This window comes from Palaeococcus ferrophilus DSM 13482 (assembly GCF_000966265.1).
Classification (GTDB): Archaea; Methanobacteriota_B; Thermococci; order Thermococcales; family Thermococcaceae; genus Palaeococcus; species Palaeococcus ferrophilus.
In genome coordinates, this window is record NZ_LANF01000006.1 from 20871 (window position 1) to 42954 (window position 22084).

Sequence of the window (22084 nt, forward strand, 5' to 3'; positions counted from 1 at the left end):
CCCATGGGTGGTGTCATGCTTGAAGAGAGCCTCAAACTGATAGAGGAGAACCTTCCTGAAACCCTCGAGGAGTTCAGGGCGATGGGCCTGGCCAAGGACGGGGTATACAAGCGGCTCGAGTTCGCGCTCCAGTGCCTCTTTGACGAGCTCTCCGAGAAGAGGAAGGAGCTATCGGACGAACCCGTTTTTGGATACGGAGATGTGATAGCGGAGCTCCACGAAAAGGGAGTTCTCGACGATGGGCTCAGGGAGAAGGCGGAGTTCCTGCGCCAGCTCAGGGAAATCCTAATTTACAACTACGACATTATAAACGACGAGATAGCCTTCAGGAACATGAGGGAGTACGTAGAGGCGATACGGGATGTCAAGAGGGCGCTCTAGCCTCACCCTTGTGCCCATAATTACTCAATTAGACAATTACATAATTGAAGAACTGTTTAAGAGGCTCGCCAGACGACTTGAGGGGCTCGGCATCAGGACGGTTGTGGGGGAGGCACTATCCCCTGCACTCTTCAGGGGGGCGTACAACCCAATCCACGGCCAGTACCTTGCCGGGGACATAATCAAAGCCCTCCCCGGGAACTTCACCCTTGGGATAACCGACGTGGACATATACGAGGAGGGCTTTAACTTCCTCTTCGGGCTCGCGGTTCCGAGGCTCGGGAGGGCGGTGGTTTCGCTCCACAGGCTCGACCCGCGCTTCTACGGGGAGAAATTTGATGAGAGCCTCTTCATGGAGCGCGCCCTGAAGGAGGCCCTCCACGAGTTCGGCCATCTAATGAGGCTCCCCCACTGTCCGGACTGGAACTGCCTGATGCACTTCTCGAACTCGATAATCGAGGTTGATATGAAGGGAGACCGCTTCTGTCAGAGATGCCTGAAAAGGTTAAAATACATGGCCGGACAGATGGTGGATGGGGAAGAAAATGATAGAAGTAGAGGTTAAGGGATACGCGAACGGTAGCGTCATGAAGGCGGTTAAGGAGAAATTCAATCTGATGCGCAGGGAGATGCACGAGGATACATACTACCAGCACCCCTGCAGGGACTTTGCCGAGACGGATGAAGCTCTGAGGATAAGGGTGAAGCGATTTAACGGCCACTTTGAGGCGTTTTTAACCTACAAAGGGCCCAAGATTGACGAAAGATCAAAAACGAGGCGTGAGATAGAGGTCACCATAGAGGACCCCGATAAGTATGAGGAACTCCTCAAAGCGCTCGGGTTCAGGGAGGTCACAACGGTCCGTAAGGTGAGGGAGAAGTACTTCGTCAGGAAGGGTGTTGTAGTGGCGCTCGACGAGGTTGAGGAACTGGGCACATTCATCGAGGCCGAGACCCTGGTTGAAGAAGGGCAGGACGTGGAGGGTGCCGTTAAAGAACTCGTTGAGCTCCTCAAGTCTCTCGGAGTGAAGAGGTTTGAGAGGCGCTCCTACCTAGAGCTCCTTCTGGGGCGCTAAAGCTCACCCTCGATTTCCCTCCTTATCCTTTCTATGAACTGGACGGTAAAGGCGTGCCTTTTCTCCGCGAGCCGTTTGGCGGTCTCCGTGTACATCAAATCTCTGAGCTTCAGTATCTTCTCATCGAAGTGCCTTAAGGAATCCTCGATGCTCCTCCCGTGCTCGCCGGAGTACATGAAAACCCTGGCTACTCCAACGGCCCCTATGGCGTCGAGCTTGTCGGCGTCGCTGAGTATCTTTGCCTCCAGCGTCTCCGGCTCCGGCCCGCGGGAAAAGCGGTGGGCCTCTATGGCGTGAGCGACGGAAGCAACCTTCTCCCCGGGGTAGCCCATGCTCCTGAGGTAGCGCCTCGCTATCCGCGCACTCTCGAGGGCGTGGTCTTCAACCTTCCCCGAATCCTCAAGGGGTCTCGCTATGTCGTGGAGGAGGGCAGCTAGAGCAAGAACCTCGAGATCGGCCCCTTCCTCCCTCCCTATGTGGAGGCATAGGTTGAATACCCTCTCCACGTGGCTGAAGCCGTGCGTACCCTCCCTGTCAAAGAAACTTTTGGCGAACTCTCTCGTGCGCTCTATCAGTTTGATTGAAGCTGGACTTGTTATGAACTCCTCCACTTTCATGGAACCACCTACGGCGAGATTTTCTCTATGACGATTTCCCTGAGCAGCTCCAGGAAGCGCTCGTGGACGTCAACGCTTATCCCGTCCACACTCATCGCGACCTTCTTTACAACACCGTCTATGATTCCGGCCTCGACGAGGGCTTTTAAGTTTTCCCTCTCGTCCCACCCTTTGAGCAGGTTCTTCCCGAAGGCCAGCGAGGCCTGGGCGAGGAGCCCATATGCCCCCCAGTTGGAGACGGCCGAGAGGACGAGGTGCTTTGCCCCAACGGTGCTCGCTATCCTCTTCCCGAGGGGGATGTACTCCTCGACGAGGGGCTTTACGTTGCCCATGCCTATCTCGTTCCCGCCGTCACCTATCCCTATGGTGGGGGTTCCTCTCTCGAGGGCGTCAATGAAGAGGCCGTCGTAGGGCTTCGCCTTCACCTCGAGGCCGCTCATGGAGTAGTAGCGCCAGTCCTCTGCCCTTCCCGGGGTTTCAACGCTTATGAGGAGGGTGTAGCGTTCGAGGAGGGGCTCCCTCGTGAACTTAACCCCCATCCCCTTTAAGGCCTCCTCCACCTCCGGGTAGGTGAGTATCTCCGCCTTTCCTCCCAGCTCCTCGATCCCAAGGTAAAGAGCCAGTGCCCCGAGCGGTCCGTCCGTCTCGGGGATGTCGAGGGGGGGTATGGGAAAACCCGTCACGATAAGGGTTCTGTCCGCGTTCTCCAAAAGTTCCTGGGCGGCCCTCCCAAGGAAAGCCGGGTTCTCAAGGCGATAGCGGAGGTAGAGCTCCCTAACCCCCCGCCCGCCAACGTCCGTATTTATCAGATGGGCTATCATAATCACTTCCTCCTGAACACCGCGAGATAGGAATACTCCTTGGTCTCGACTTCCTGCACCTTGGTGAAATAAAGCTTGCAAAGGAGGTCTATGGCGGTTCTGCCCCAGATGTTGAAGCGCACCTCGAAACTGCCCTCAGGGCTCTCGAAAACGGCGGTGAAGTAGCGTTCGTCCTTATCCTTGCGGATGCGGCTTACCCAGTAGCCGTCCGCTATGACCTCGCTCCTCTCCAGGAGGGGCAGTATCTCGCGCATGTCGTTGTACTGGATGACGAAGAGGCCCCCGGGTCTGAGAACGCGCCTCACCTCCTTGAACACCTGGTTGAGCTCGGAAGGGGTGAAGTGGACGACGCTGTTGCCCACGAACACCACGTAGTCAAAGCTCTCGTCCTCGAAGGGCAGGTTCCGGGCATCACCCCTCACGAACTCCACCTTAGAACCCCTCTCCTTGGCGTAGGCCCTGGCCCTCTCGAGGAGGAAGTCGCTGATATCGAGGCCGACGACCTCATGTCCCATATCCTCAAGAAGGAAGGAGAATCCGCCAACCCCACAGGCAAGGTCCAAAACCTTCCCTCTGCTGGAGAGGATGCTCGTGAGGTAAGGTTTAAGCTCCCGCAGCCTCCTCTGATACTCGGGGGAGTCAATATCGTTGTAGGCCTTTGAGAAGAAGTAGTACCTGTCCTCCATGTCCCCACCCGCTTAATCTCCGATGAACTCCCTAAAAAGCCTTCCTTCCCAAAGCCTTTTAAGAACCTCCCCGGAGTTTCCATAGGTGAAGGAAAGATGCCCATTATGGGAATAAACATAACGAAATTGAGCATAGAAAAGGGGAACCCCCCGGTACCGCAGGTCGAGGTTGACCTCACGCCCAAGGTTAATGGAATAAGGCTCGGGGAGATGAGGACTCCAACGGGCAAGATCAACGGTATAGAGGTTCTCTTTGAGTACGGCGTCACCTACAAGCCCGACGTTGCAAAGGCCAGCATCGAGGGAGTTGTCTTCTACCTCCCGAGGAACAGGGACGATGTTGACAGGATACTGGACGAGTGGGAGAACGAGAAGAAGCTCGACCCCAACATGTTCGCAGAGGTTGTAAACGCCGTCACCATGGAGGCCATGCCGCTCCTCATGCTCCTCTCAAAGGAGCTCCGCCTGCCCTACCCGATACCAGTCCCGAGGGTCAACGTTACGGCGAAGGGCTGAACGCCCTCATACTTTTCTTCTGGATATGGTTAAATAGTTTGAGAGCGATACACCTAGGGGTGATACCGTGTACCACATCACCGATGAAGAAGGGGAGTTCCTCGTGAGGCTGGCTAGGAAGGCCATAGAGGAGTACCTCCGGACGGGGAGGGAGATCGAGCCACCTGAGGACACCCCTGAGAAGCTCTGGGAAAAGATGGGTGTCTTCGTTACGCTCAACCGTCACAAAACTCCCCCCCAGAGCGCTCTTAGGGGCTGCATAGGCTACCCCTTACCATACCTCCCCCTCGTGAAGGCCACGATAAGGGCGGCGATAGCGGCCGCGGTTGAGGATCCGCGCTTTCCACCCGTTGAAGCCGAAGAGCTGGACGGCCTCCTCATAGAAGTGAGCGTTCTAACGCCCCCGGAGCTCATAGAGGGGCCCCCAATCGAGCGTCCGAAGAAGATAAAAATCGGGAGGGACGGCCTTATAGTGGAGAGGGGCCCTTACAGCGGACTGCTCCTCCCGCAGGTGCCCGTGGAGTGGGGATGGGACGAGGAGGAGTTTTTGGCCGAGACGTGCTGGAAGGCGGGCCTCCCTCCAGACTGCTGGCTGGATGAGGAGAGCAGGTTCTACCGCTTCACCGCGGAGATATTTGAGGAAGAAAAGCCGAAGGGGCCGGTAAAACGGAAGCCGCTCACTCCTCCTCGTAGGGGGCGGTGATGACCTTCCGTATCTCCCTCGCCTTCTTTTCCCCTATGCCCTCCACCTCCATGAGCTCCTCCTCCGTTGCGGTGAAGACCCTCTCCACGCTGCCGAAGTGCTTGAGGAGACGCTTGGCCAGGGTTGCGGAGACGTTGGGTAAACCCTCAACTATCAACCTCTGCCTCCCCGCCAATGTTAAGGCCTTCTTCTCGCCCCTGAGTGAGACCTCCCTTCTCTTCTCCTCCTGCTCGCGCCTGGCTATGAGGTGTATGAAGCTCGCCGTCTCCTTCGCGTCCCTTGAGAAGAGTATGGGCACGCCCCAGTCCACGGCGAGGGCAGCTAGGGCACCCCTTATGGCGTTGGGATGGACGTTTCTCACCCCATAGAGCTCGCCCTCCACTATCACGACCGCCCTCGGGTAGGCCTCCCTCAGACGGCCCATCTGCTCGAAGAGCCTCCCGTCAATGATGGACTGAATAAAATCGTTCCCGCTCTTCCTCTCTATGGCAACGTCATCAGCAACGACGTAGTCCCCAACGTCGAGCGTTTTGACCACCACTTCCGCCCCCAGCTCCTTCAGGAACTTGGGGACGCCGCTCTTCAGCTCCCTGCTGTCAACGTAAACGGTAACCCCCCTCTTATCCGGCTTCTCGAACACCGGGGCCTCTTTCGGCTCCTCCTTTGGAGCCTCCTTCGGCTTAACAAAGCTCGTGAGGGAAGCCTGCTTCTCCCTTTTCACCATCTCACTCACCCTCTTAAGGGCCTCAAACATTCCCTCCTCCTTTCTCCGGGAGCTCCAGTAGTAGGCCTCGTCCCTCGTTCCCCTCGCCATGAGCACGACCACGCGTCCGGGTCTGTGCCTTCCCGTCCTTCCCCTCCTCTGTATGCTCCTTATGGCCGAGGGAACAGGCTCATAGAAAACCACGAGGTCAACCTCCGGAACGTCAAGGCCTTCCTCCCCAACGCTCGTGGCAACGAGCACGGGAAAAGCGCCGGCCGAGAAGAGCTCGAGTATCTCCTTCTGCTTTTTCTGGTTCATCCCCTTGTCCTTTCCCCTGCTGGCCTGCCCAACGAAGCGGACGGCTTTTATCCCCATCGCGTTGAGCTCCGTGGCGAGCCTCTTCGAGGTCTCGCGGTAGTTGGTGAAGACTATCACCTTGGCGTTCTCCTTCGCCTCAAGCTGGGCCCTCACGAGTTCAAAGAGCTTCTCCATCTTTGGGTGGTCAAGTCCTAGCTCGCTCGCCTGAACCACGAGGGCAAGGGCCTTCCTCATACGGGTGTCTTCCATTAGAATACGGGCCGACTTGGTGCGCCCCTTCTTCCCCTCCTCGATGAGCTTCTTTAGGTAGGCTCTGAGCGCGGAGAGCCCCTGGGTTTCGAGGAGCTCAATCGCGTGGTAGAGCTTCATGGCCATGGCCTGATAAATTCTGAGACGCGCGAGGGAGTAGTTTCCGGAGGCGAGCTCCCTGTTCAGCCTGCTCCCCACCTCGAGGATAACCTTCTTCGGGACGTCGGGAGAGTACGACTCTATCATCCCGGCCTCCTTCAGGGGTTTGAGGGAGTCCTTTAAGAGCTCGCGCAGGAGCTTCCTCACGTCCTTGTAGAGGTCGGGCAGCTCAACCTTGACCCACTCCACCTTAACCCCCTGAACGTAGGGTCTCACATCGGGAGACCTCTCCGTCCTCACCTCCACGTGCTCAATCCCGAGGTTTTTCAATATCTCGCGTATCTTCTCCTCCGTGCCTCCCGGAGAGGCCGTGAGGCCAAGAACAAGGGGGTTTCTGGCGCTCCGCAGGTACTCCTTCGCTATGTACACGTAGGCGTAGTTCCCGACGGCCCTGTGCGCCTCATCGAAAACGAGAAGCGATACCTCCCCGAGGTCTATCCTCCCGGTTACAAGGTCGTTCTCCACCGTCTGGGGCGTGGCGGTTATTATCTTGCTCCTCCTCCATACCTCCCTTCTCTTCTCGGGGGAAAGTTCGCCCGTGAGGGTGTTTATCGCCTCCTCCGGGAGGTTGAAGAGCCTCAAAAAGCTCTCCCTGTGCTGAAGGGCCAGGGGCTTCGTCGGGGCGAGCATGAGAACCTTCCCGCCGTACTTCGAGAGGCGGTAGTCGGCTATAAGCATCGCTATAAGCGTCTTGCCTAACCCGGTGGGCAGGACCACCAGGCAGTTCCGCTCCTTGCATCGGGCGTATATAACCTCCTGATATACGCGGGGCTGGATGAGCTCTCTTCGCAGGTACATCACCTCAATTAGTGCACCACGGTTTATAAACGCGCCGCCGGAAAAACCTTAAATAGGGAATAACTCAAACCAATCACGGTGAGTAATATGAGGAACAACACATGGAAGTTAGTGACTATTGCGGGCCTCCTCATAATCGCGCTCATCGCCTACGGCCACTCGGGAGGGAGGGAAAGCTGCGAGAAAGCTTACCCTTCGGTTTACTACAACTTCACCCCTCCATCGCCCGGGGAGGTGGAGGCCCTCCTTCCGAGCTCTGCAAACCTGGAAGAGCTCGGTGATGCCATGGTGAGTGCATTCAACGAAACCCACAACCCGAACTACGTCATCTCTCTCGCCAACCTCTCCATGAAGGAGGGCATCGCCTCAAACTTCTCGGGGGCGTTCACTTACCTCGTTGAGAACGGGAGCTATTCTGCAAGCCTCGGTACTCCTAACTTCATCCCGCCCCACTTTGAGATGATATCCTACCCGAAGGTGGCGGAGTTCGAGGCGTTTCATGCATACACGCTCCTCGAGAGGGGGGACGAAAAGCTCCTGGTGGTATTCTACATCCTGAACTCCGGAGCGAGAGCGGAGTTTACGGTCATCTACCCCCACAACTGGAGCCTTGAAAAATCATCAACCCCACCAACATGGCGCTGTGGCCCGAGGATAGCGGAGGACGGGGAGAACGTCCTCTCCTGTGAGGCGAATGAAAACATTAACGCCACACCAATGGCCTATAGTGAGCGTGAGTCGTTGGGGTTCCTTCCGGAGGGAAAAGTGGGCGCCTTCTACGTCCTCCTTCGCGGAGATGAGGGGAAGGTGGAGCTCAGGTTCGAGCCCATCCAGTGAACACCAAAACTTTCTAAAACCCCTTTTCCCATCTTCATTCAGGTGAAAGAATGCCCGGAGGAATGGGACCCGGATGGAGGCGGGGAAGAAGGAGAAAGAGGCGGAGGATAGGCTTCATCCCGCAGGTCAGGCACTTCTATCCCGCTGGACCCCCCTTGAGCCCTCCCAAGCCGCCGATATTCATGAGCTATGAGGAGTTCGAGGCCTTGAGGCTCGTTGACCACGAGGGGCTCACCCAGGAGGAGGCGGGTAGAAAGATGGGTGTCTCAAGGGGCACCGTGTGGCGCGCCCTCACTTCCGCCCGCAGGAAGGTCGCCCTCATGATAGTGGAGGGCAGGGAACTGATAATCCTGCCTCAGGGGAACGAGGTGCCGAAGGATGCCGAAGACTGAACCCTTCGAAAACTTCAGGGAGCGCTACGAGGAGTGGTTCGAGAGGCACCGCTACGCCTACCTCTCGGAACTTGAGGCCGTTAAGATGCTCCTCCCCAGGGAAGGAATAGGGGCTGAGATAGGCGTTGGGACGGGTCGCTTTGCCGCGCCCCTTGGCGTAAAACTCGGTGTCGAACCCTCACGGAGTATGGCGGATCTCGCGAGACTAAGGGGTGTGGAGGTCATTGAGGGGACTGCCGAGGACTTACCCTTTGAGGACGAGAGCCTTGACTACCTCCTCATGGTCACAACGATTTGCTTCGTTGACGACCCCGAGAAAGCTTTGAAGGAGGCCTACCGCGTCCTGAAACCCGGGGGAGCGATTGTAATCGGCTTCGTTGACAGGGAGAGCCCCATAGGAAGGGAGTACGAACGCAACAAGGAGAGGAGTGTTTTCTATCGCGAGGCGAAGTTCTTCTCGACCGCGGAGGTCGTGGAACTCCTGAAGAAAGCGGGCTTTAGGGAGTTTGAGTTCGTCCAGACGCTCTTCCATCCCCTAGAAGAGGTTAAGGAGATTGAACCCGTTAAGAAGGGCTACGGAGAGGGAAGCTTCGTGGTAATAAAGGCAGTCAAATGAAAAAGGAAATCAGCCGATTATCTCCTCTTTTATCCTCTCGGCTATCCCCCTTATCGCGAGGGAAGCCTTTGAGTCGGGGAACGCTTCCACCACCGGCCTGAGCACCACCATGCTCCTTGGAATGGCCCTATCGTAGGGCACTTCTCCAAGTATGGGGATGCCCTCGCTCTCGGCCCACTCCCTGAGGGCGGTAAAGCCGGGGTTGATGTCGGCCTTGTTGATTATGAGGTAGGCCGGTTCCCTGAAGTGCTGAACGACCTTGTAGGCCCTCTGGACGTCGCTGAGTGAAGCTGGCGTCGGCTCGGCTATGAGTATGGCAACGTCCGCTCCTCCAAGGCTCGCTATCACCTGGCAGCCTATACCAGCGGCGCTGTCAACTATCATGTGCTCGAGGTTGAGCTCCTTCATCAGCTTCGCGGCCCATTCCTTCTCTTCAGTTACCAGCTTTCCGCTCTCGGGCCTTCCAACGTCGAGCTGGGCCGAGATGATGGGGAAGCCGTACTTGGTGGTCGCCTTCCTGACAACGCCGGAGCGGACCTCCTCGAGGCTTATGGTTCCCGCCACCGGGCACACCAGACCGCAGACGTTGCAGCCCTCGCACGTCAGCTCGTTCACGACGTAGTTGCCCTCCTCGTCGAGGTAAATACAATCGTAGGGGCAGCGCTCCATACATATGCCGCACCTTATGCAGCTCTCGGTGTTTATGCGCGCGACCTTTGCACCCACATGCTCCCTCTCCTCCTCCCACTCCCTGACGCCGAGGAGGAGGCCGAGGTTTGGCGCCTCAGCGTCGGCATCAACCGCCACAAACGAGTACTCGTCCTTGAGGAAGTAGAGGAGCGAGGCTGTGATGGTGCTCTTTCCAACACCGCCCTTGCCGCTCGCTATCGCTATCTGCATCACTCACCACCTCCGAGGAATTCGAGAACCCTCTTGGCAAGGCCTTTGAATATCTCCGCTTCGGGGTACTCGATCAGGACTATCGGCTTCCCCTCAACGTAGCTCCTCACGATGTTCTCGCTGTAGGGTATCTCCGCAACCACCTCGGCCCCGTACTTCCGGGCGAGCCCGTAGACCTTCTCCTTCTCGCCGAGGTCTGCCCTGTTCACCACGACCCACGTTGGAATACCCATAAGCCTCCCAAGCTCGAGGATGAGTTCCGTGTCGTGGATTCCGAGGGGGGTTGGCTCGGTAACCGCTATGAGGAGCTTTGAACCCTCGATAGCCTTGGAAACTGTATTGCCGGTTCCGGCCGCCGTATCCACCATCAGGAGCCCCTCCCTCACCTCAAGCGCCTTCTTCTTTGCCGCAACTACGAGGGGCATTGACCTCTCTTCGCCCTCCCTCAGTTTGCCCGTGACGAGGGTGAAGCCGTAGGGGGTTTCCGTAACGTAGGTGTGCCCTATGAGCCTCTCCCCCGGGAGTATGGCCCCCAGGACGGGACAGACGATTTCACATGCCCGGCAGCCGGAGCAGAGCGTCGGCATGAGGAAAGGCGTTCCATCGCGCATGGTTATGATGGCGTGCTCCTCGCAGACCTCCGCACACTTCCGGCATTTTGTACACTTCGAGTAATCGAAGCGCGGCATGAACTGCATAACAGCCCTCTCGTTTTTGAGCTCCACCCCCAGGAGAAGGTGGTCGTTCGGAGCCTCAACATCGAGGTCGGCAAAAGTAAGCTCCGTTCCGAGCTTTTTGAGTGCTACAGCAAGGTTTACAGCCACTGTAGACTTTCCAGTACCCCCTTTTCCACCGCTCACGGCTATCTGCAAGCTCTCACCTCCGGAATTAGGGCAACCTAAAAGCTTTTAAACTTTGTGCATAAGCTCAAAACGGTGGTGCTCATGGCGGAAAAGAGATGCCTCAAGGTTGCCTTTGGAATGGAAGATGACGAACACCTTATAGACGCTCACTACGGCGACTCGGAGTTCTTCGCGATCTACGAGGTCTGCGAGGACGGGAGCGTAAAGCTCCTCGAAAAGAGGCACAATAAGGCCAGGGACTTTGAGGAGGAAGAGGACGAGGGGCACGGAGACCCGAGGAAATTCAAGGCCGTTGTGGGCCAGCTCCTCGACGTTGATGTTTTAGCGGCCTTTAGAATGGGACCGAACTTTTTGAGAATCCGTGACAAGACCAACAAGGTAGCCTTTTTCACGAGGACGAGGGATCTGAGCGTGGCCCTCCAGAGGGTCGTGGAGAACTTCGACGACCTCTGGGAGCAGGTGGGGGCAAAGAAGGCGGAGAAGCCCCCGATAGAGGAGTGAGCCTTCACTCCCCCCTTCTCCCACGGGAACAACCAGAGGGTTTCTCCATGGGGTTCCCGGGCATCGTGCCGAAGGTGGCGGCCCTCTCCGCACCGTACGCGTTTCTCGCCCTCCATCCCCCTAGCAGTCTAGCACAGATACCCTCCAGTTCACCGGGAGTTCAAGTTGTGCACCATAACGGTGGATAGCTTAAAATACCCCGCCTCCAAATTGCATGGGGATAGACATGAACGGAGAGAAGAGTTATACAAATATGTGCTATCGCCCGGTTGGAGTCATTCACAGCCCTTTCAAGGAGCCCAAAGACGTCCCAATACAGGCTTCCGCGGCAAGGGGGGTTAAAGGAACCGTTGATGTACTTTCTGAGTTCGAGGAGGGCCTAAAGGATATCGAGGGCTTCTCACACGTGATTTTGATCTACCACTTCCACAGGGCGAAGTTCAGAAGTCTTTTAGTGAGGCCATACATGGACGAGAACTACCACGGAGTATTCGCCACGAGGGCACCGGCGCGGCCGAACCCAATCGGCATCTCAATAGTGAGACTCGTTGAGAGGCGCGGAAACGTCCTGATAGTTGAGGACGTTGATGTCCTAGATGGAACTCCCCTCCTGGACATAAAGCCCTATGTGCCAGAGTTCGACTACAGGGAAGGAGTGAGAGCCGGCTGGCTTGAAGAAAACGTCCACAAGCTCCCAGAGGCAAAAGACGATGGAAGGTTCGCAAGTGGTTAGCGAACCTCCACCACGTACTTCCTGTTGCCCTCCTCAAACCCCCTGAAGGAGCCGAGCTTAAGGCCGAGGAGGGCCCTTTTAAGGTTCACCACGTTCATCGCCGCGAGGTGGGTAATTCCCGTCCCTTTGACGAGCTCCGGATGGAGCTGGGCTGTTGGGCCGGTCAGAACTATCAGTTCCGCATTTTTCGCCCTGTCGAGGATCATCTCAAGGGTCCCGTTTACGAGCGCTGAGCCGCTGGCGATTACCGCTTCAGCCCCCGGGAGAAGAATGTACTCTAAAGCGTCGCTGAGAGTCTCTCTATCCCAGAGCTTCGGGTTCCTCTCGAAGACGAGGGTTTTAATTCCCTTCTCGCGGAGAGCCCTGACCACCGGCGGCATGTTGCCTATCATGGCCACTCTGCCCGCGTCTTCTGGGAGGAGCTCAAGGACGTCAACCCACTCCGCGCCGCTCAGGTCGATGTGGTACTGTGAGACCGCGTTTATCGCCGCTATCCCGAGGGTTCGCTCGATGACGTTCAGGCTGTCGGCCTTTTCGATGAAGGCCTCAATGGATGGCTCGTCTATCGAGTTCCTGTACCTCTGAATCTCCTCAGGAAGAGTCATGGCGACGCCCAGGGCCTTTCCATCTGGCCCTTCCGCCAATATCCAGGTGTAGGGCAACCCAAAGCCGAAATCGAGCAGTTTAAGCCCGTCTGAGAGCTCAAGAGCCTTTCTTTTGATTTCGCTCAAAAGCAATTTTCACCACCTCCCCCTCTTCGAACGTGCCCACCAGTTTGATCAGCGGGTTGTTGCAGTAAGCCCCAATTCCCCTTATCTCCCTTCCATCAGCCAGCACCTTAAAGTTTGTCTCAAAAATCGAAACGCCGTTTGAGAGCCTATCCACCACGGGGAGCTCCAGCCCAAAAATGCTCACCTTCCCAGTCTTCCCGAAGAGGGCGCCATAGCGGTAGTGCGGGAGGCCACCTTCCAGTGGAGTACCCCTTGAGAGCAGGGGCGTGAGGGAGGGTTCGCCCCTCTTCACCGGACGTGCCCAGCAGTAGTGCCCATGACACTCAACGACCTCAAACTCATCCCCTTTAGCACTCAGCACCAGTGGGTGGATGAGCGAGCGTAGGGAGAAGGCACCGCGGGCCCTGAAGGCATCTTCACAAGGCCTTAGCTCAAAGTGGGCATGTCTGTTGCTCCATGGGCTGAAGAATCCGGAAGCTACCATCTCCCCAATGGGGTCACCGAGGGTCAGACGTTCACCCTTTCTAACGGCAGGTCTCACATGAAGCACCTTCAGACAGACCCCATTGGCCCGTATAACCGTTAGATAGTCCTCCCTCACCGGAATATAAGAGGGCGTTCTAACCTTTCGGGTGTCCACCACGATGCCCCCTTCGAGAGGGTAGAGTGCCTCCTCAGGGAAGTAAACGTCAAGGGCCGTACCGAGCCTGTGGGCAGGATACGGACTGTTGTAAAAGCTCCACCACGAGTTTTCAGGCACTTCAAAGGAGAGCTCCCCCAAGACGGCTATCCTCATACGGTCACCGTCCCCATGTCGCTGAACACGTATATGAACCTTCCGAGGAAACCCTTATACACCTTTAGGGCAACCTAACTCCGGTGGTGGTATGATAGCCTTCGGACCGGTCCCTTCAAGGAGGCTCGGCAGGAGCCTCGGTGTGAACAACATCCCCGATAAGGTGTGCTCATTCGCCTGCGTTTACTGCCAGATAGGGAAGACCCTGAGGATGGAACTTGAGAGGAGGCCCTTCTACGAGCCAGAACTAATCTTCCAGGAGGTTAAGGAGAAAGTAGAAGAAGCGCTCGCGAGGAACGAGCGGATAGACTACATCACATTCGTCCCCGATGGAGAGCCGACTCTCGACATCAACCTCGGAAGGGAAGTTGAACTCTTGAAGACATTTGGAATTCCCCTCGCGATTCTCACGAACTCCTCGCTCATCTGGAGGGAGGACGTCAGGGAGGATCTCCTAAAGTTCGACTTCGTCTCGCTGAAGGTCGATGCCGTCAGCGAGCCGCTCTGGAGGAGAATAAACAGGCCCCACAAGAGCCTGAGTCTTGAGAAGATCCTCGAGAGCATGCTGGAGTTCAGGAAGGACTTTAGGGGAAAGGTCGTCACCGAGACGATGCTGGTAGATGAAATAGACTACGGAGACGAGTTTGAGAAGATAGCCGAGTTTCTGAAGGAGCTGAAACCGGATAAAGCGTACATAGCGATCCCCACGAGGCCGCCGGCAGAGCCGTGGGTAAAACCGGCTAAGGAAGAAGTAATCCACCGCGCTTACCAGATCTTCAGCGAGATTCTGGGAGAAGAACGGGTTGAGTACCTCATAGGCTACGAGGGGAACGCTTTCGCCTTCACAGGCAACGTTGAGGAGGATCTGCTGAGCATAACCGCGGTTCACCCAATGCGCGAGGAAGCCGTTAGGGAGTTCCTGGAGAAGGCGAACGCCGACTGGAGCGTCGTTGAGAAGCTCCTGAAAGAAGGAACGCTGATAGAGCTCGAATACAACGGAAGGAAGTTCTACATGAGGAAGCTGAAGAGCAGGGAGTAATCCCCCTATTTTTTGCCAAAGCGTTAGGGCGATACTGTCGGGATAAGCGTTGGGGTTCTGTACACAGGATATTTTGCATCTTACTTGCAATACTCGAGGACAGCGGGATTCTGGCAAGGTTTGTGGTGGTCCTCGACAAATTGATGGGCAAAATCGGCCTCTCGAGAAGGGTGAAGCCAGAATCAAGCAGTTCGAGACCATCGACAAGGGAAAGTGCCGTCCTCCTAACTTCTCCAAGCAGCATTCAAACTACCATGGGAATACGCTCTCCCCACTTAAGCATGCATCGATTCCGGGTACTTAACAGGCATCAAGGAACACCGAAGCAGAGAACAGATAAAAATAGAAAAGGGTCATTCCATGGCCTTCATTATCTCGTCGACGTTCTCGGGGGTTTTGGTGATAAGGCTGACCACTATAGTGGCCAGGAGGGCAAACGTAAATGCAGGGACTAGCTCGTAGATACCGGTACTGGCCTTGAGGTAGAGCTTCCAAATTATCGTGGTCAGGGTTCCGACGACCATTCCCGCAACGACACCCCACTTGGTCGTCCTCTTCCAGTAGAGTGAAAGCAGCAACGTCGGACCTATCGAGGCTCCAAGGCCGCCCCAGGCGAAGAGCACGAACCAGAATATAATGTCCTTAGCGAAGTAGGCGAGAATTGCCGCGAGAATGCCAATGACGAAGACAGTAATCCTACTTATCTTGAGAGCAACTTCCTCGGTGAGTGGCTCACCCTTCCTGAGGACCTCCTGGTAGAAGTCCTTAACGATGGTCGAGGAAACTACGAGGAGCTGGGAGTCCGCCGTCGAGAGTATTGCCGCGAAGATTCCTCCCATGAGGATTCCGTAGAGTACCGGCCCGAAGAACTGGGCGCTTAGGAGCGGGTACACCATCTCAGTACTCTCGTTAGGCAGCATGCTGACATCAGGGTAGAGGGCCCTTCCTGCGAGGCCTATGAAGACGGCGCCCCAGGCCATGACGACGTTCCAGAAGGTTCCTATAACTGTTGACTGCCTTAGCCTGTCCGGGTCGTCAATGGACATGTAACGGACGAGTATGTGCGGTTGACCCGGGGAACCAAGGCCTATTCCGAGGAATCCTATAACAACGCCTGCACCGAATGCCCACGGGTCTACCAGTTTGGGGTCAAGTGCCTTGAGTGTGTCGAGAACCATACCAAGGCCACCGGCATGGGCCACCGCAACCACCGGGAGTACCGTAAGGCCGATTATCATTATGACAGCCCTGATAACGTCGTTGTACGCAACTGCCACGAAACCACCTAGCACCATGTAGATGACGATCATGAAGACCGATATCAGGAGACCCCAGAAAAGGCTGATTCCCAGTGAAGCGCTAAGGGTTTTAGCACCTGCGTTGAACTGTGCACCGACGTACGAGGTCAGGAATATGACTATGATTATTGAGACCACCAGCCTCACTATCTTAGCCGTGTCCCTGAACCTAGCCTCAAAGTAGTCTGGAACCGTTATCGCGTCAAACTTCTCGGAGAAGCGCCTCAATCGCATTCCCATGTAGACGAACTGGAGCATCTCAACTGTGATATATCCTGCGGCTGCCCAGACAGCAGCAGTGCCCATCTTGTAAGCCATTCCACTGAGACCCAGAACGAGCCAGCTTGACCTTCCCGATGAAACGGCCGAAAGGGCAACGGTAATCTTATCCATGGCCCTGCCGCCAACGAAGAAGTCCTCCTCGGTCTTAGTCCTTTTCATGGCATAAAACCCAACAAATATTGGCAGCAGTAGAGTGAACAAGAAAGCAATCATGGCCGCGGGCTCTTTGAGCAGTTCGTAGGCGTTGCTCATGCCCTCACCTCCTTCGGGGCGGTGGCATAGTACACAACCACTGAGGCCAGCACTATAAGGGCCGGCAGAACCAACAGTACGAACTTTGCCCATCCGTACATATCTCCACCTCCCTCAGAGTTCAAACAAGCTAGCAAATAATGTCAAATAGGAGACGATTAGTATATTTTGGATGAACCTATATAAACATTATGGCTCATTTAGATGCATTAATGTCTATTATTGTAAGAAAAAATAAAGCAATTTCCAGATTGTTTTTGGAAAACAACGGTAGTTAGTATTCGATTAGCCTTATCTATCCCTAATTGTATCCACGATTTTCAAACAAAGGCGGGAAAAATTCGTAAGATGGCCCAATAATCCAGAACCACACCAAACGAATATCGTTTGTTTCAGTTCGGAGATCGGATGTAGCGGAGTAGGAATATTTATCCAGCTGGTAGTTTGTTAGGGCAACCGAAAACTTTATATGTTGTGCATATGCACAAAATAATAGAAGGAGGTGATGGTATGAGGATTGCGGTACCTACCAACGGTGGAGGACTCAACGACACCGTTGCACCCGTGTTCGCGAGGGCACCTGCCTTTTACATAGCGGACGTTGACGAGAACGGAAACGTCACCAACGAGAAGGTCATCCAGAATGGTGCAGCCATGGCCGGAGGAGGAGCCGGCCCGATGGCGGTGCAGACGCTCATCAACGAGGGCGTCGAGGCAATAATAGCCCCACAGGTCGGCCCGAACGCCCTAGGCGCTATCCAGGCCGCGGGCATCAGGCTCTATCAGGTCACCCCAGGAACCCCTGTTGAGGAGGCCATAAAGGCGGTGGCCGGGGGAAGTGTGGGACAGTTCAGCGTTCCAGCACCGCCGACCCCAACGGCTCCGCAGAGCCCCGTGCCAGCCTACGGGCCCTATCCTGCCGCTCCAGCGTACCCGCCGTACCCCGCCTACGGCTACGGCCCCGGATACGGATGGGGCAGAGGCGGCTGGGGAAGAGGACGCGGTTTCGGCAGAGGACGGGGCAGAGGCGGAAGAGGCTGGGGAGCCCAGCTTGGCTACTGCCCCTGGACCGGCCGGCCGAGCAGGAGGACGTGGCTCGCCAGGTTCTTCGGCTGGTGATGGGGGCATCTTTTAGTCTCGTTTATTGGGTTTGAAGCACGGAACCTAGAACCGCAGGAGGAAAACATATGCCACGCGGGTTTGGCAGGGGATACAGAAGGTACGGTCTCTTCCCTTTCAGGGGCGTCTACGGCCTTATAGACCTGCTGTTCCTCATCGGGATCCTGTACTTCCTCGTTAAGCTCTTTATCGTTGCGGCGCCCTATGCGGCCGGCCTGCTGGTGCTCCTCCTCCTGAGGGAGTTTCTCCGGCCCCGGCCCTTTTAAGAGCCCTATTTTTAAGCTTATGCTAATTGGGTTACACTTTTAAGTTCCGAAACATATTCATTCCGGAGATAGCTCGATGACCCAAGAGCGGAGGTATTTCTTCTGGTTCCTTCTCGCTTCCCTCTCGGCGCTCTTCGGCGAGGTTAGCATAGGGGCCACGCTTTACCCCTTCTTCTCTCCGTGGGGAATCCTCGTTATTCTCCCCCTCTACGGCCTTCACACCCTTGTCCTGGCTTCGGTGGTTTACCGCTTTGGGAGGCCGCGCTTCGAGACGCTCTACCTTGCCGGTGTTATCTTTGGCCTTTATGAAGCGTACATCACGAAGATAATCTGGAACCCCTCGTGGGAGTCCCCTGTGCAGGTTGGCGGGATAAGCGTCTTCGAGTTCCTTGTCGTGGTGCTCTTCTGGCATCCGTTCATGTCCTTCATGATGCCCGTAGGGGTGGCCGAGCTACTGACCTCAAGGAGGAAGCTACTTCCCGGGTTCATCCTGAAGAGGCCCCTCTTATTTGCTCTCATCCTCGGGGCCTTGGAAAGCTCAAACTCCCCCTCACCAATCCACTCACTCCTTTCCCTCGCTTCAACGCTTGGAGTCATTCTGGCGCTCATGCACCTCTGGAGGAGGAAATACGAGGGGGAGGACATGGCCTCACTCCTGCCGACAGTGGGGGAGCTAAAAGTTCTCGTGCCCTTCCTCCTGGCGTACTACATAACCCTCGGCCTCGGATTGAACAGGGGAGCGATACCGGGGCTCGCCCCCCAGGCCTTTGTGTGGGCATTCTACGCCCTCACGTTCTACCTCCTCTACCGCGCCCTGATGAGGTCAAGGGCTTCAGAGGTTGAAAATGTTGGGTGCGCCCCTTCAATGGGCTTCCTGCTTAAGTTCTCCCTCGTCTGGACGCTCTCAGGGGTTCTTTTCTCGACGGTTGAGGGGCCATTCCACGAGCTGAAGTTCGTGATAATCGCCCTCCTCTGGCTGATTGGTGGAGGCATCGGAGTGGTGAGCCTTGTGAGGAGTGCCAGGTGGGCGTTGAGGCAATAGTCCAAGGCGGCTCAATCCCAACAGCAAACGTTAAAATGTCAAGTACAAAATTCAGATGATGACATATGAGGCGGAGCCAACTCTACGCGGGATTGACGGCGCCACTGGTCTCCTTCTCCGGCATAGCCCTAGCCATACTCGTGAACCGCTCGTGGTGGAGCCTCACCGACAACGCGATAAGTGACCTCGGAAGGGTAGGCCTTCCGCACAACTGGCTCCTCAACCTCCCGCTGATCCTGACCGCCCTTCTCGGGATTTACTACGCCATCGGCCTCCTGGGAGAGATGAGGAATAGGGTGGAGAAAGCTGGAGTGGGCGTTTTTACCCTCGGCCTCGTTTTTCTGGCGCTGATAGGAGCATTCCCGGAGGGAACGTCACCCCACTACACCGTGAGCTGGGGCTTCTTTCTCTTCGCGAGCCTCGGCTATCTGATAATCGGGTTGGGGCTGTGGATGGAAGGCCACAGGAACATTGGGACGTTCACAGTCCTACTCTTCATCACCGAGGTTCTCCTGACACGGTGGGCCTTTGGAACCTTCAGGGGAATCGCCATACCGGAGTTCATAGCGGCCTTATCCGTTGTGACGTGGCACTACACCACCCTGGCCTCCGTAGGTAAAGACTATAAGTCCCAAGGCGTGCAACCATAGTGGTGAGAAAATGAAAGTAGGAGAAGCACTCCTCAGAATATTCCCCGAGGTTCCGGAGCTCGAGAACGTGGACTTCTCAAAGTATGCCTCACAGTACGTCCCGCTCATCCTGGCCTTTGCAGACAGTGGAAAAACAGGGCTGAGGGAGTTCGAAGGATTCGTTGAGGCCCAGACGGGCAGCAAGGACGTGGTTGGCAACGTCCTTATCTCGGTTTTCCAGTACATCATAATCGCCTACCGCAGGTACGGGAGCTACGAGGTTGTGGTTCCCGCCCTAAAGCTGTTCATGAACCTCAAGGGCTGGCTCAACAAAAACGGGCACGAAAAAGAGTGGCAGCTTCTTCTCCACAACTTCCTCGGTTATCTCGTCACTATGATGCCCCCCATAGCTGAGAACGAAGAGTGCGGGATGGCCAACGCCTACCTGACCTTTATCCACGCCCTGACCCTGGAGGCCCGGGAGAGCTTTGCGGAGGCCTACTTTGAGAAGCTCGAGGCGAGCGCGTCCACCCAGCTTATGGCCCTCAGGGAGCGCTGTGGCATTGAGGAGAAAGTACCAAAGGAAAAAAGGAAGGGCTGCTGAGCGGTTCACATTCCGCCGCTGACGGCCAGCTCTATTATCCTCCTTATCTCGACGAGGAACTCCATGGGAATGTCCTTGAGCATCGGGTCGAGGAAGCCCTTGACTATGAGCTGAGTAGCTTTCTCCTCGCTCAGCCCGCGGCTCATGAGGTAGAAGAGCTCCTCTTCCTTTATCTTGCCTATCGCGGCCTCGTGGCTGAGCTCAGCGTCGTCCACCCTGCTTACAAGCCCCGGGTAGGTCTCCATAAACGCTTTGTCGCTCATGAGAAGGGCGTCGCAGCTTATGTGGCCCTTCGTCTTTGGTGCCTCCGCTTTTATAACGCCGCGCGTTATCACACTGCTCTCGTCCATTATAACGGTCTTGCTCGCGTTGATTCCTGAGGCGCCTTTTCCCATAAGGTACATCTCGCCCCCGAGGTCAATGTACCAGTCCTTCTGGCCGAGGAGTATGCCGTTGAGTTCGACGTAGCCGTTCTCCTCAACCCAGTACTTGGGATTGGCCACGTTGCTCTTCCCTGATCCGAGGCCAACGGTCGTGTTGATGAAGCGCGCGCCCTTCCCTATCTTTGCCCTCGTCATGGGCCTCGTGTGAACGTACTCCGGCCAGTTCTGGAGGACTGTGAGCTGCGCCTTCGCCCCATCGTGGAGATACGCCTCCGTCATGTCGAGGTGGAGGGAGTGCTTGACAAGGATCGGGGCAGTACAGCCCTCTATGAGGTGGAACTCGGTGTTCTTCTCTGCGATTATGATTATGTGCGGCGCCTGTGCCAGCGCGCTCTCCTGTATGAGGAAGAACAGGTGCAGCGGGAAGGGAACCTTGAGGCCCTCCTTCACGTAGAGGAAGATTCCACCGTTCCACACTGCGGTGTGATAGGCCGTAAGCTTGCTTTCGTCCGTGCGGAAGAGCTTGAGGAAGTGTTCTTTCACCATATCGGGATACTTTCTGACGGCCTCCTCCGTGGGGAGGACAATGAGGCCCTTCTTCGCCCACTCCTGGAGGAACTGGTTGTAGATAACGCCCGTGTCAGTCTGGACCGCCAGACCGGCTATGTACTTCTGCTCCACCTCGCTTATGCCCAGCCTGTCGAGGAGGGCCTTCATTTCGGGTGGAAGGTCTTCGAGGCTCTCTATGTGGTCGGGGATGCTCTTGATCTCGGGCTTAGCTATGAACTGGAGAAGCTGCTCCTCGCTGATGATGGGGTCATTGTGGGGGGCCCGCTCAAAAGCCTCAAGCGCCTTGTACCTTATCCTCGTCATCCACTCGGGCTCTTTGTTCCTCTTTGCGAGCTCCTCGATCTGGTTCTCGATGATGGCCTTCGCCTCGGCGATTGTTATCGTCTCGCGCTCCGAATGGAGATTCATGCTCCCACCTCCTCGAATATTCTGGCGAACCCTTCGCGGTCGATCTGGTCAGCGAGCTCGCCGGAGCCGGTCTTGACGATCCTGCCGTCCTTCATGACGTGGACTTTCATCTTCTCCCTGTCAAGGTGGCCTAGAATCCTCCCGTAGTGGGTGATTAGGAGTATCGCCGTGCCGCGCTGGTGGAGCTCCTCTATCTTCCTGCTTATTATGCTTAGTGAGTCAACGTCAACGCCGCTGTCCGGCTCGTCAAGGATTAGGAGCTTGGGCTCTATGAGAAGCGCCTGGAGAAGCTCGAGCCTCTTCCTTTCGCCACCGGAGAAGCCGACGTTCACGTAGCGGTGCAAATCCTCCTCCTTGAACCAGAGCTCCTTGGCCTTCTCAACTACGAGGTCGTAGGCTTCAGCTGGATCCATTCCCTTCAGCTCCACCAGAACCTGCTGAAGGAACTCGATTATCCTAACACCCTCGACCTCGTGAGGGTGCTGGAAGGCCAGCATTATCCCTCTCTTTGCCCTCTCATCCGGACCGATGCCCGTTACGTCCTCGCCATCGAAGAGTATCCTACCGTCCGTGACCTTGTACTTCGGGTGTCCCGCTATCGTTAAGGCGAGCGTTGATTTTCCGGAGCCGTTGGGCCCCATGACAACGTGAAACTCCCCGGAGCTTATCTCGAGGTTGACCCCCCTAAGAATCTCCCTGTTCTCAACGGTGACATGGATGCTGTCAACTTTGAGCATTGACTCACCTCCATGGGTAGCTTGATGGGACGTTTTTTAAGCATATTGGAACACCGATG

27 protein-coding genes are annotated in these 22084 nt (G+C 56.1%); 16 read left to right on the forward strand and 11 right to left on the reverse strand.

All coding sequences use genetic code 11. The features are described 5' to 3' along the window. Positions 1 to 15: 15 nt before the first annotated feature. The 3 genes from PFER_RS01325 to cyaB are packed head-to-tail and all read left to right on the forward strand — an operon-like array spanning position 16 to position 1457. Complete coding sequence (locus PFER_RS01325; RefSeq protein ID WP_245612392.1) at positions 16 to 381, forward strand: DUF86 domain-containing protein; 366 nt, start codon at positions 16 to 18, stop codon at positions 379 to 381. Beyond that, a complete protein-coding gene (locus PFER_RS01330) occupies positions 362 to 946 on the forward strand; it encodes an archaemetzincin family Zn-dependent metalloprotease (RefSeq protein WP_048147973.1) in 585 nt (194 codons plus the stop codon). Before PFER_RS01325 ends, PFER_RS01330 begins: the two co-directional genes overlap by 20 nt. Next, on the forward strand, positions 927 to 1457 hold the full coding sequence (gene cyaB, locus PFER_RS01335) for a class IV adenylate cyclase (protein ID WP_048147974.1): 531 nt from the start codon (positions 927 to 929) through the stop codon (positions 1455 to 1457). The genes PFER_RS01330 and cyaB overlap by 20 nt, the downstream gene beginning before the upstream one ends. Here cyaB and PFER_RS01340 read toward each other — a convergent pair. The 3 genes from PFER_RS01340 to PFER_RS01350 are packed head-to-tail and all read right to left on the reverse strand — an operon-like array spanning position 1454 to position 3581. After that, a complete protein-coding gene (locus tag PFER_RS01340; RefSeq protein ID WP_048147975.1) occupies positions 1454 to 2074 on the reverse strand; it encodes an HD domain-containing protein in 621 nt (206 codons plus the stop codon). The two genes, cyaB and PFER_RS01340, sit on opposite strands and share 4 nt — an antisense overlap. An 8-nt stretch (positions 2075 to 2082) precedes the next feature. Beyond that, entirely contained in the window at positions 2083 to 2895 is an 813-nt protein-coding gene (locus tag PFER_RS01345; RefSeq protein WP_048147976.1) for a DUF4392 domain-containing protein, read from the reverse strand. Positions 2896 to 2897: 2 nt separating this feature from the next. Continuing rightward, positions 2898 to 3581, reverse strand: coding sequence for a class I SAM-dependent methyltransferase (locus PFER_RS01350; protein ID WP_048147977.1), 684 nt, complete (start codon positions 3579 to 3581; stop codon positions 2898 to 2900). Positions 3582 to 3677: 96 nt separating this feature from the next. On the opposite strand from PFER_RS01350, the gene PFER_RS01355 reads away from it, so the two are divergent. Next, positions 3678 to 4097, forward strand: coding sequence for a type 1 periplasmic-binding domain-containing protein (locus PFER_RS01355; RefSeq protein ID WP_048147978.1), 420 nt, complete (start codon positions 3678 to 3680; stop codon positions 4095 to 4097). Between the two features lie 67 nt (positions 4098 to 4164). Further along, a complete protein-coding gene (locus tag PFER_RS01360; protein WP_048147979.1) occupies positions 4165 to 4800 on the forward strand; it encodes a TIGR00296 family protein in 636 nt (211 codons plus the stop codon). On the opposite strand, the gene PFER_RS01365 is transcribed toward PFER_RS01360, so the two are convergent. Further along, positions 4775 to 7027 carry a DEAD/DEAH box helicase gene (locus tag PFER_RS01365; RefSeq protein WP_048147980.1) on the reverse strand — a complete coding sequence of 751 codons (2253 nt, stop codon included), beginning with the start codon at positions 7025 to 7027 and terminating at the stop codon, positions 4775 to 4777. The two genes, PFER_RS01360 and PFER_RS01365, sit on opposite strands and share 26 nt — an antisense overlap. 78 nt (positions 7028 to 7105) lie before the next feature. Between PFER_RS01365 and PFER_RS01370 the strand changes: the two genes are divergently transcribed. Genes PFER_RS01370 through PFER_RS01380 form a run of 3 tightly spaced genes read left to right on the forward strand, consistent with a single transcriptional unit; the run spans position 7106 to position 8872 of the window. Further along, positions 7106 to 7864: a hypothetical protein gene (locus PFER_RS01370; protein WP_157254991.1), complete on the forward strand. Its 759-nt coding sequence runs from the start codon at positions 7106 to 7108 to the stop codon at positions 7862 to 7864. A 50-nt stretch (positions 7865 to 7914) separates the two neighbouring features. Next, on the forward strand, positions 7915 to 8256 hold the full coding sequence (locus tag PFER_RS01375) for a DUF134 domain-containing protein (protein ID WP_048147982.1): 342 nt from the start codon (positions 7915 to 7917) through the stop codon (positions 8254 to 8256). Then, positions 8243 to 8872, forward strand: a complete 630-nt coding sequence (locus tag PFER_RS01380; protein ID WP_048147983.1) for a class I SAM-dependent methyltransferase — start codon at positions 8243 to 8245, stop codon at positions 8870 to 8872. The genes PFER_RS01375 and PFER_RS01380 overlap by 14 nt, the downstream gene beginning before the upstream one ends. A gap of 9 nt (positions 8873 to 8881) precedes the next feature. Here PFER_RS01380 and PFER_RS01385 read toward each other — a convergent pair whose 3' ends face one another. Then, entirely contained in the window at positions 8882 to 9772 is an 891-nt protein-coding gene (locus PFER_RS01385; protein ID WP_048147984.1) for a nucleotide-binding protein, read from the reverse strand. Then, positions 9772 to 10644: a P-loop NTPase gene (locus PFER_RS01390; RefSeq protein WP_048147985.1), complete on the reverse strand. Its 873-nt coding sequence runs from the start codon at positions 10642 to 10644 to the stop codon at positions 9772 to 9774. Before PFER_RS01390 ends, PFER_RS01385 begins: the two co-directional genes overlap by 1 nt. Before the next feature lie 72 nt (positions 10645 to 10716). Here PFER_RS01390 and PFER_RS01395 point away from each other — a divergent pair, with 72 nt between their 5' ends. Together PFER_RS01395 and tsaA are read left to right on the forward strand one after the other, a co-directional pair. After that, positions 10717 to 11136 carry a NifB/NifX family molybdenum-iron cluster-binding protein gene (locus PFER_RS01395; protein ID WP_048147986.1) on the forward strand — a complete coding sequence of 140 codons (420 nt, stop codon included), beginning with the start codon at positions 10717 to 10719 and terminating at the stop codon, positions 11134 to 11136. A gap of 226 nt (positions 11137 to 11362) precedes the next feature. Further along, positions 11363 to 11869: a tRNA (N6-threonylcarbamoyladenosine(37)-N6)-methyltransferase TrmO gene (tsaA, locus tag PFER_RS01400; protein ID WP_048147987.1), complete on the forward strand. Its 507-nt coding sequence runs from the start codon at positions 11363 to 11365 to the stop codon at positions 11867 to 11869. Here tsaA and PFER_RS01405 read toward each other — a convergent pair. Further along, positions 11866 to 12606 carry a Rossmann-like domain-containing protein gene (locus PFER_RS01405; protein WP_048147988.1) on the reverse strand — a complete coding sequence of 247 codons (741 nt, stop codon included), beginning with the start codon at positions 12604 to 12606 and terminating at the stop codon, positions 11866 to 11868. The two genes, tsaA and PFER_RS01405, sit on opposite strands and share 4 nt — an antisense overlap. Then, entirely contained in the window at positions 12572 to 13396 is an 825-nt protein-coding gene (locus tag PFER_RS01410; protein ID WP_048147989.1) for a hypothetical protein, read from the reverse strand. Before PFER_RS01410 ends, PFER_RS01405 begins: the two co-directional genes overlap by 35 nt. 91 nt (positions 13397 to 13487) lie before the next feature. Between PFER_RS01410 and PFER_RS01415 the strand changes: the two genes are divergently transcribed. After that, positions 13488 to 14435: a radical SAM protein gene (locus PFER_RS01415; RefSeq protein WP_048147990.1), complete on the forward strand. Its 948-nt coding sequence runs from the start codon at positions 13488 to 13490 to the stop codon at positions 14433 to 14435. Between the two features lie 353 nt (positions 14436 to 14788). Here the strand turns inward: PFER_RS01415 and PFER_RS01420 are convergent, their stop codons facing one another. Then, positions 14789 to 16267 carry a sodium/proline symporter gene (locus tag PFER_RS01420; protein ID WP_048147991.1) on the reverse strand — a complete coding sequence of 493 codons (1479 nt, stop codon included), beginning with the start codon at positions 16265 to 16267 and terminating at the stop codon, positions 14789 to 14791. 510 nt (positions 16268 to 16777) lie between these two features. Between PFER_RS01420 and PFER_RS01425 the strand changes: the two genes are divergently transcribed. From PFER_RS01425 to PFER_RS01445, 5 genes are all read left to right on the forward strand, one after another. Further along, positions 16778 to 17386, forward strand: a complete 609-nt coding sequence (locus PFER_RS01425) for a NifB/NifX family molybdenum-iron cluster-binding protein (RefSeq protein ID WP_048147992.1) — start codon at positions 16778 to 16780, stop codon at positions 17384 to 17386. A 68-nt stretch (positions 17387 to 17454) separates the two neighbouring features. Beyond that, on the forward strand, positions 17455 to 17652 hold the full coding sequence (locus PFER_RS01430; RefSeq protein WP_048147993.1) for a hypothetical protein: 198 nt from the start codon (positions 17455 to 17457) through the stop codon (positions 17650 to 17652). 76 nt (positions 17653 to 17728) lie between these two features. Further along, positions 17729 to 18694 carry a hypothetical protein gene (locus PFER_RS01435; RefSeq protein WP_048147994.1) on the forward strand — a complete coding sequence of 322 codons (966 nt, stop codon included), beginning with the start codon at positions 17729 to 17731 and terminating at the stop codon, positions 18692 to 18694. Between the two features lie 65 nt (positions 18695 to 18759). Then, positions 18760 to 19344: a DUF998 domain-containing protein gene (locus PFER_RS01440; protein ID WP_048147995.1), complete on the forward strand. Its 585-nt coding sequence runs from the start codon at positions 18760 to 18762 to the stop codon at positions 19342 to 19344. A gap of 10 nt (positions 19345 to 19354) precedes the next feature. Beyond that, positions 19355 to 19927 carry a hypothetical protein gene (locus PFER_RS01445; RefSeq protein ID WP_048147996.1) on the forward strand — a complete coding sequence of 191 codons (573 nt, stop codon included), beginning with the start codon at positions 19355 to 19357 and terminating at the stop codon, positions 19925 to 19927. A gap of 5 nt (positions 19928 to 19932) precedes the next feature. Here PFER_RS01445 and sufB read toward each other — a convergent pair whose 3' ends face one another. After that, on the reverse strand, positions 19933 to 21288 hold the full coding sequence (gene sufB, locus PFER_RS01450) for an SUF-like minimal system protein SmsB (RefSeq protein ID WP_048147997.1): 1356 nt from the start codon (positions 21286 to 21288) through the stop codon (positions 19933 to 19935). Then, positions 21285 to 22025: a Fe-S cluster assembly ATPase SufC gene (gene sufC, locus PFER_RS01455; RefSeq protein ID WP_048147998.1), complete on the reverse strand. Its 741-nt coding sequence runs from the start codon at positions 22023 to 22025 to the stop codon at positions 21285 to 21287. Before sufC ends, sufB begins: the two co-directional genes overlap by 4 nt. Positions 22026 to 22084 lie beyond the last annotated feature (59 nt).

Excerpts from the sequence above, each read along its gene's own strand:
- PFER_RS01325 (WP_245612392.1), top strand. The coding sequence starts at position 16 with ATGCTTGAAGAGAGCCTCAAACTGATAGAGGAGAACCTTCCTGAAACC.
- PFER_RS01330 (WP_048147973.1), top strand. The coding sequence starts at position 362 with ATGTCAAGAGGGCGCTCTAGCCTCACCCTTGTGCCCATAATTACTCAA.
- cyaB (WP_048147974.1), top strand. The coding sequence starts at position 927 with ATGATAGAAGTAGAGGTTAAGGGATACGCGAACGGTAGCGTCATGAAG.
- PFER_RS01340 (WP_048147975.1), bottom strand. The coding sequence starts at position 2,074 with ATGAAAGTGGAGGAGTTCATAACAAGTCCAGCTTCAATCAAACTGATA.
- PFER_RS01345 (WP_048147976.1), bottom strand. The coding sequence starts at position 2,895 with ATGATAGCCCATCTGATAAATACGGACGTTGGCGGGCGGGGGGTTAGG.
- PFER_RS01350 (WP_048147977.1), bottom strand. The coding sequence starts at position 3,581 with ATGGAGGACAGGTACTACTTCTTCTCAAAGGCCTACAACGATATTGAC.
- PFER_RS01355 (WP_048147978.1), top strand. The coding sequence starts at position 3,678 with ATGCCCATTATGGGAATAAACATAACGAAATTGAGCATAGAAAAGGGG.
- PFER_RS01365 (WP_048147980.1), bottom strand. The coding sequence starts at position 7,027 with ATGTACCTGCGAAGAGAGCTCATCCAGCCCCGCGTATATCAGGAGGTT.
- PFER_RS01375 (WP_048147982.1), top strand. The coding sequence starts at position 7,915 with ATGCCCGGAGGAATGGGACCCGGATGGAGGCGGGGAAGAAGGAGAAAG.
- PFER_RS01380 (WP_048147983.1), top strand. The coding sequence starts at position 8,243 with ATGCCGAAGACTGAACCCTTCGAAAACTTCAGGGAGCGCTACGAGGAG.
- PFER_RS01385 (WP_048147984.1), bottom strand. The coding sequence starts at position 9,772 with ATGCAGATAGCGATAGCGAGCGGCAAGGGCGGTGTTGGAAAGAGCACC.
- PFER_RS01395 (WP_048147986.1), top strand. The coding sequence starts at position 10,717 with ATGGCGGAAAAGAGATGCCTCAAGGTTGCCTTTGGAATGGAAGATGAC.
- tsaA (WP_048147987.1), top strand. The coding sequence starts at position 11,363 with ATGAACGGAGAGAAGAGTTATACAAATATGTGCTATCGCCCGGTTGGA.
- PFER_RS01410 (WP_048147989.1), bottom strand. The coding sequence starts at position 13,396 with ATGAGGATAGCCGTCTTGGGGGAGCTCTCCTTTGAAGTGCCTGAAAAC.
- PFER_RS01415 (WP_048147990.1), top strand. The coding sequence starts at position 13,488 with ATGATAGCCTTCGGACCGGTCCCTTCAAGGAGGCTCGGCAGGAGCCTC.
- PFER_RS01420 (WP_048147991.1), bottom strand. The coding sequence starts at position 16,267 with ATGAGCAACGCCTACGAACTGCTCAAAGAGCCCGCGGCCATGATTGCT.
- PFER_RS01425 (WP_048147992.1), top strand. The coding sequence starts at position 16,778 with ATGAGGATTGCGGTACCTACCAACGGTGGAGGACTCAACGACACCGTT.
- PFER_RS01430 (WP_048147993.1), top strand. The coding sequence starts at position 17,455 with ATGCCACGCGGGTTTGGCAGGGGATACAGAAGGTACGGTCTCTTCCCT.
- PFER_RS01435 (WP_048147994.1), top strand. The coding sequence starts at position 17,729 with ATGACCCAAGAGCGGAGGTATTTCTTCTGGTTCCTTCTCGCTTCCCTC.
- PFER_RS01440 (WP_048147995.1), top strand. The coding sequence starts at position 18,760 with ATGAGGCGGAGCCAACTCTACGCGGGATTGACGGCGCCACTGGTCTCC.
- PFER_RS01445 (WP_048147996.1), top strand. The coding sequence starts at position 19,355 with ATGAAAGTAGGAGAAGCACTCCTCAGAATATTCCCCGAGGTTCCGGAG.
- sufB (WP_048147997.1), bottom strand. The coding sequence starts at position 21,288 with ATGAATCTCCATTCGGAGCGCGAGACGATAACAATCGCCGAGGCGAAG.
- sufC (WP_048147998.1), bottom strand. The coding sequence starts at position 22,025 with ATGCTCAAAGTTGACAGCATCCATGTCACCGTTGAGAACAGGGAGATT.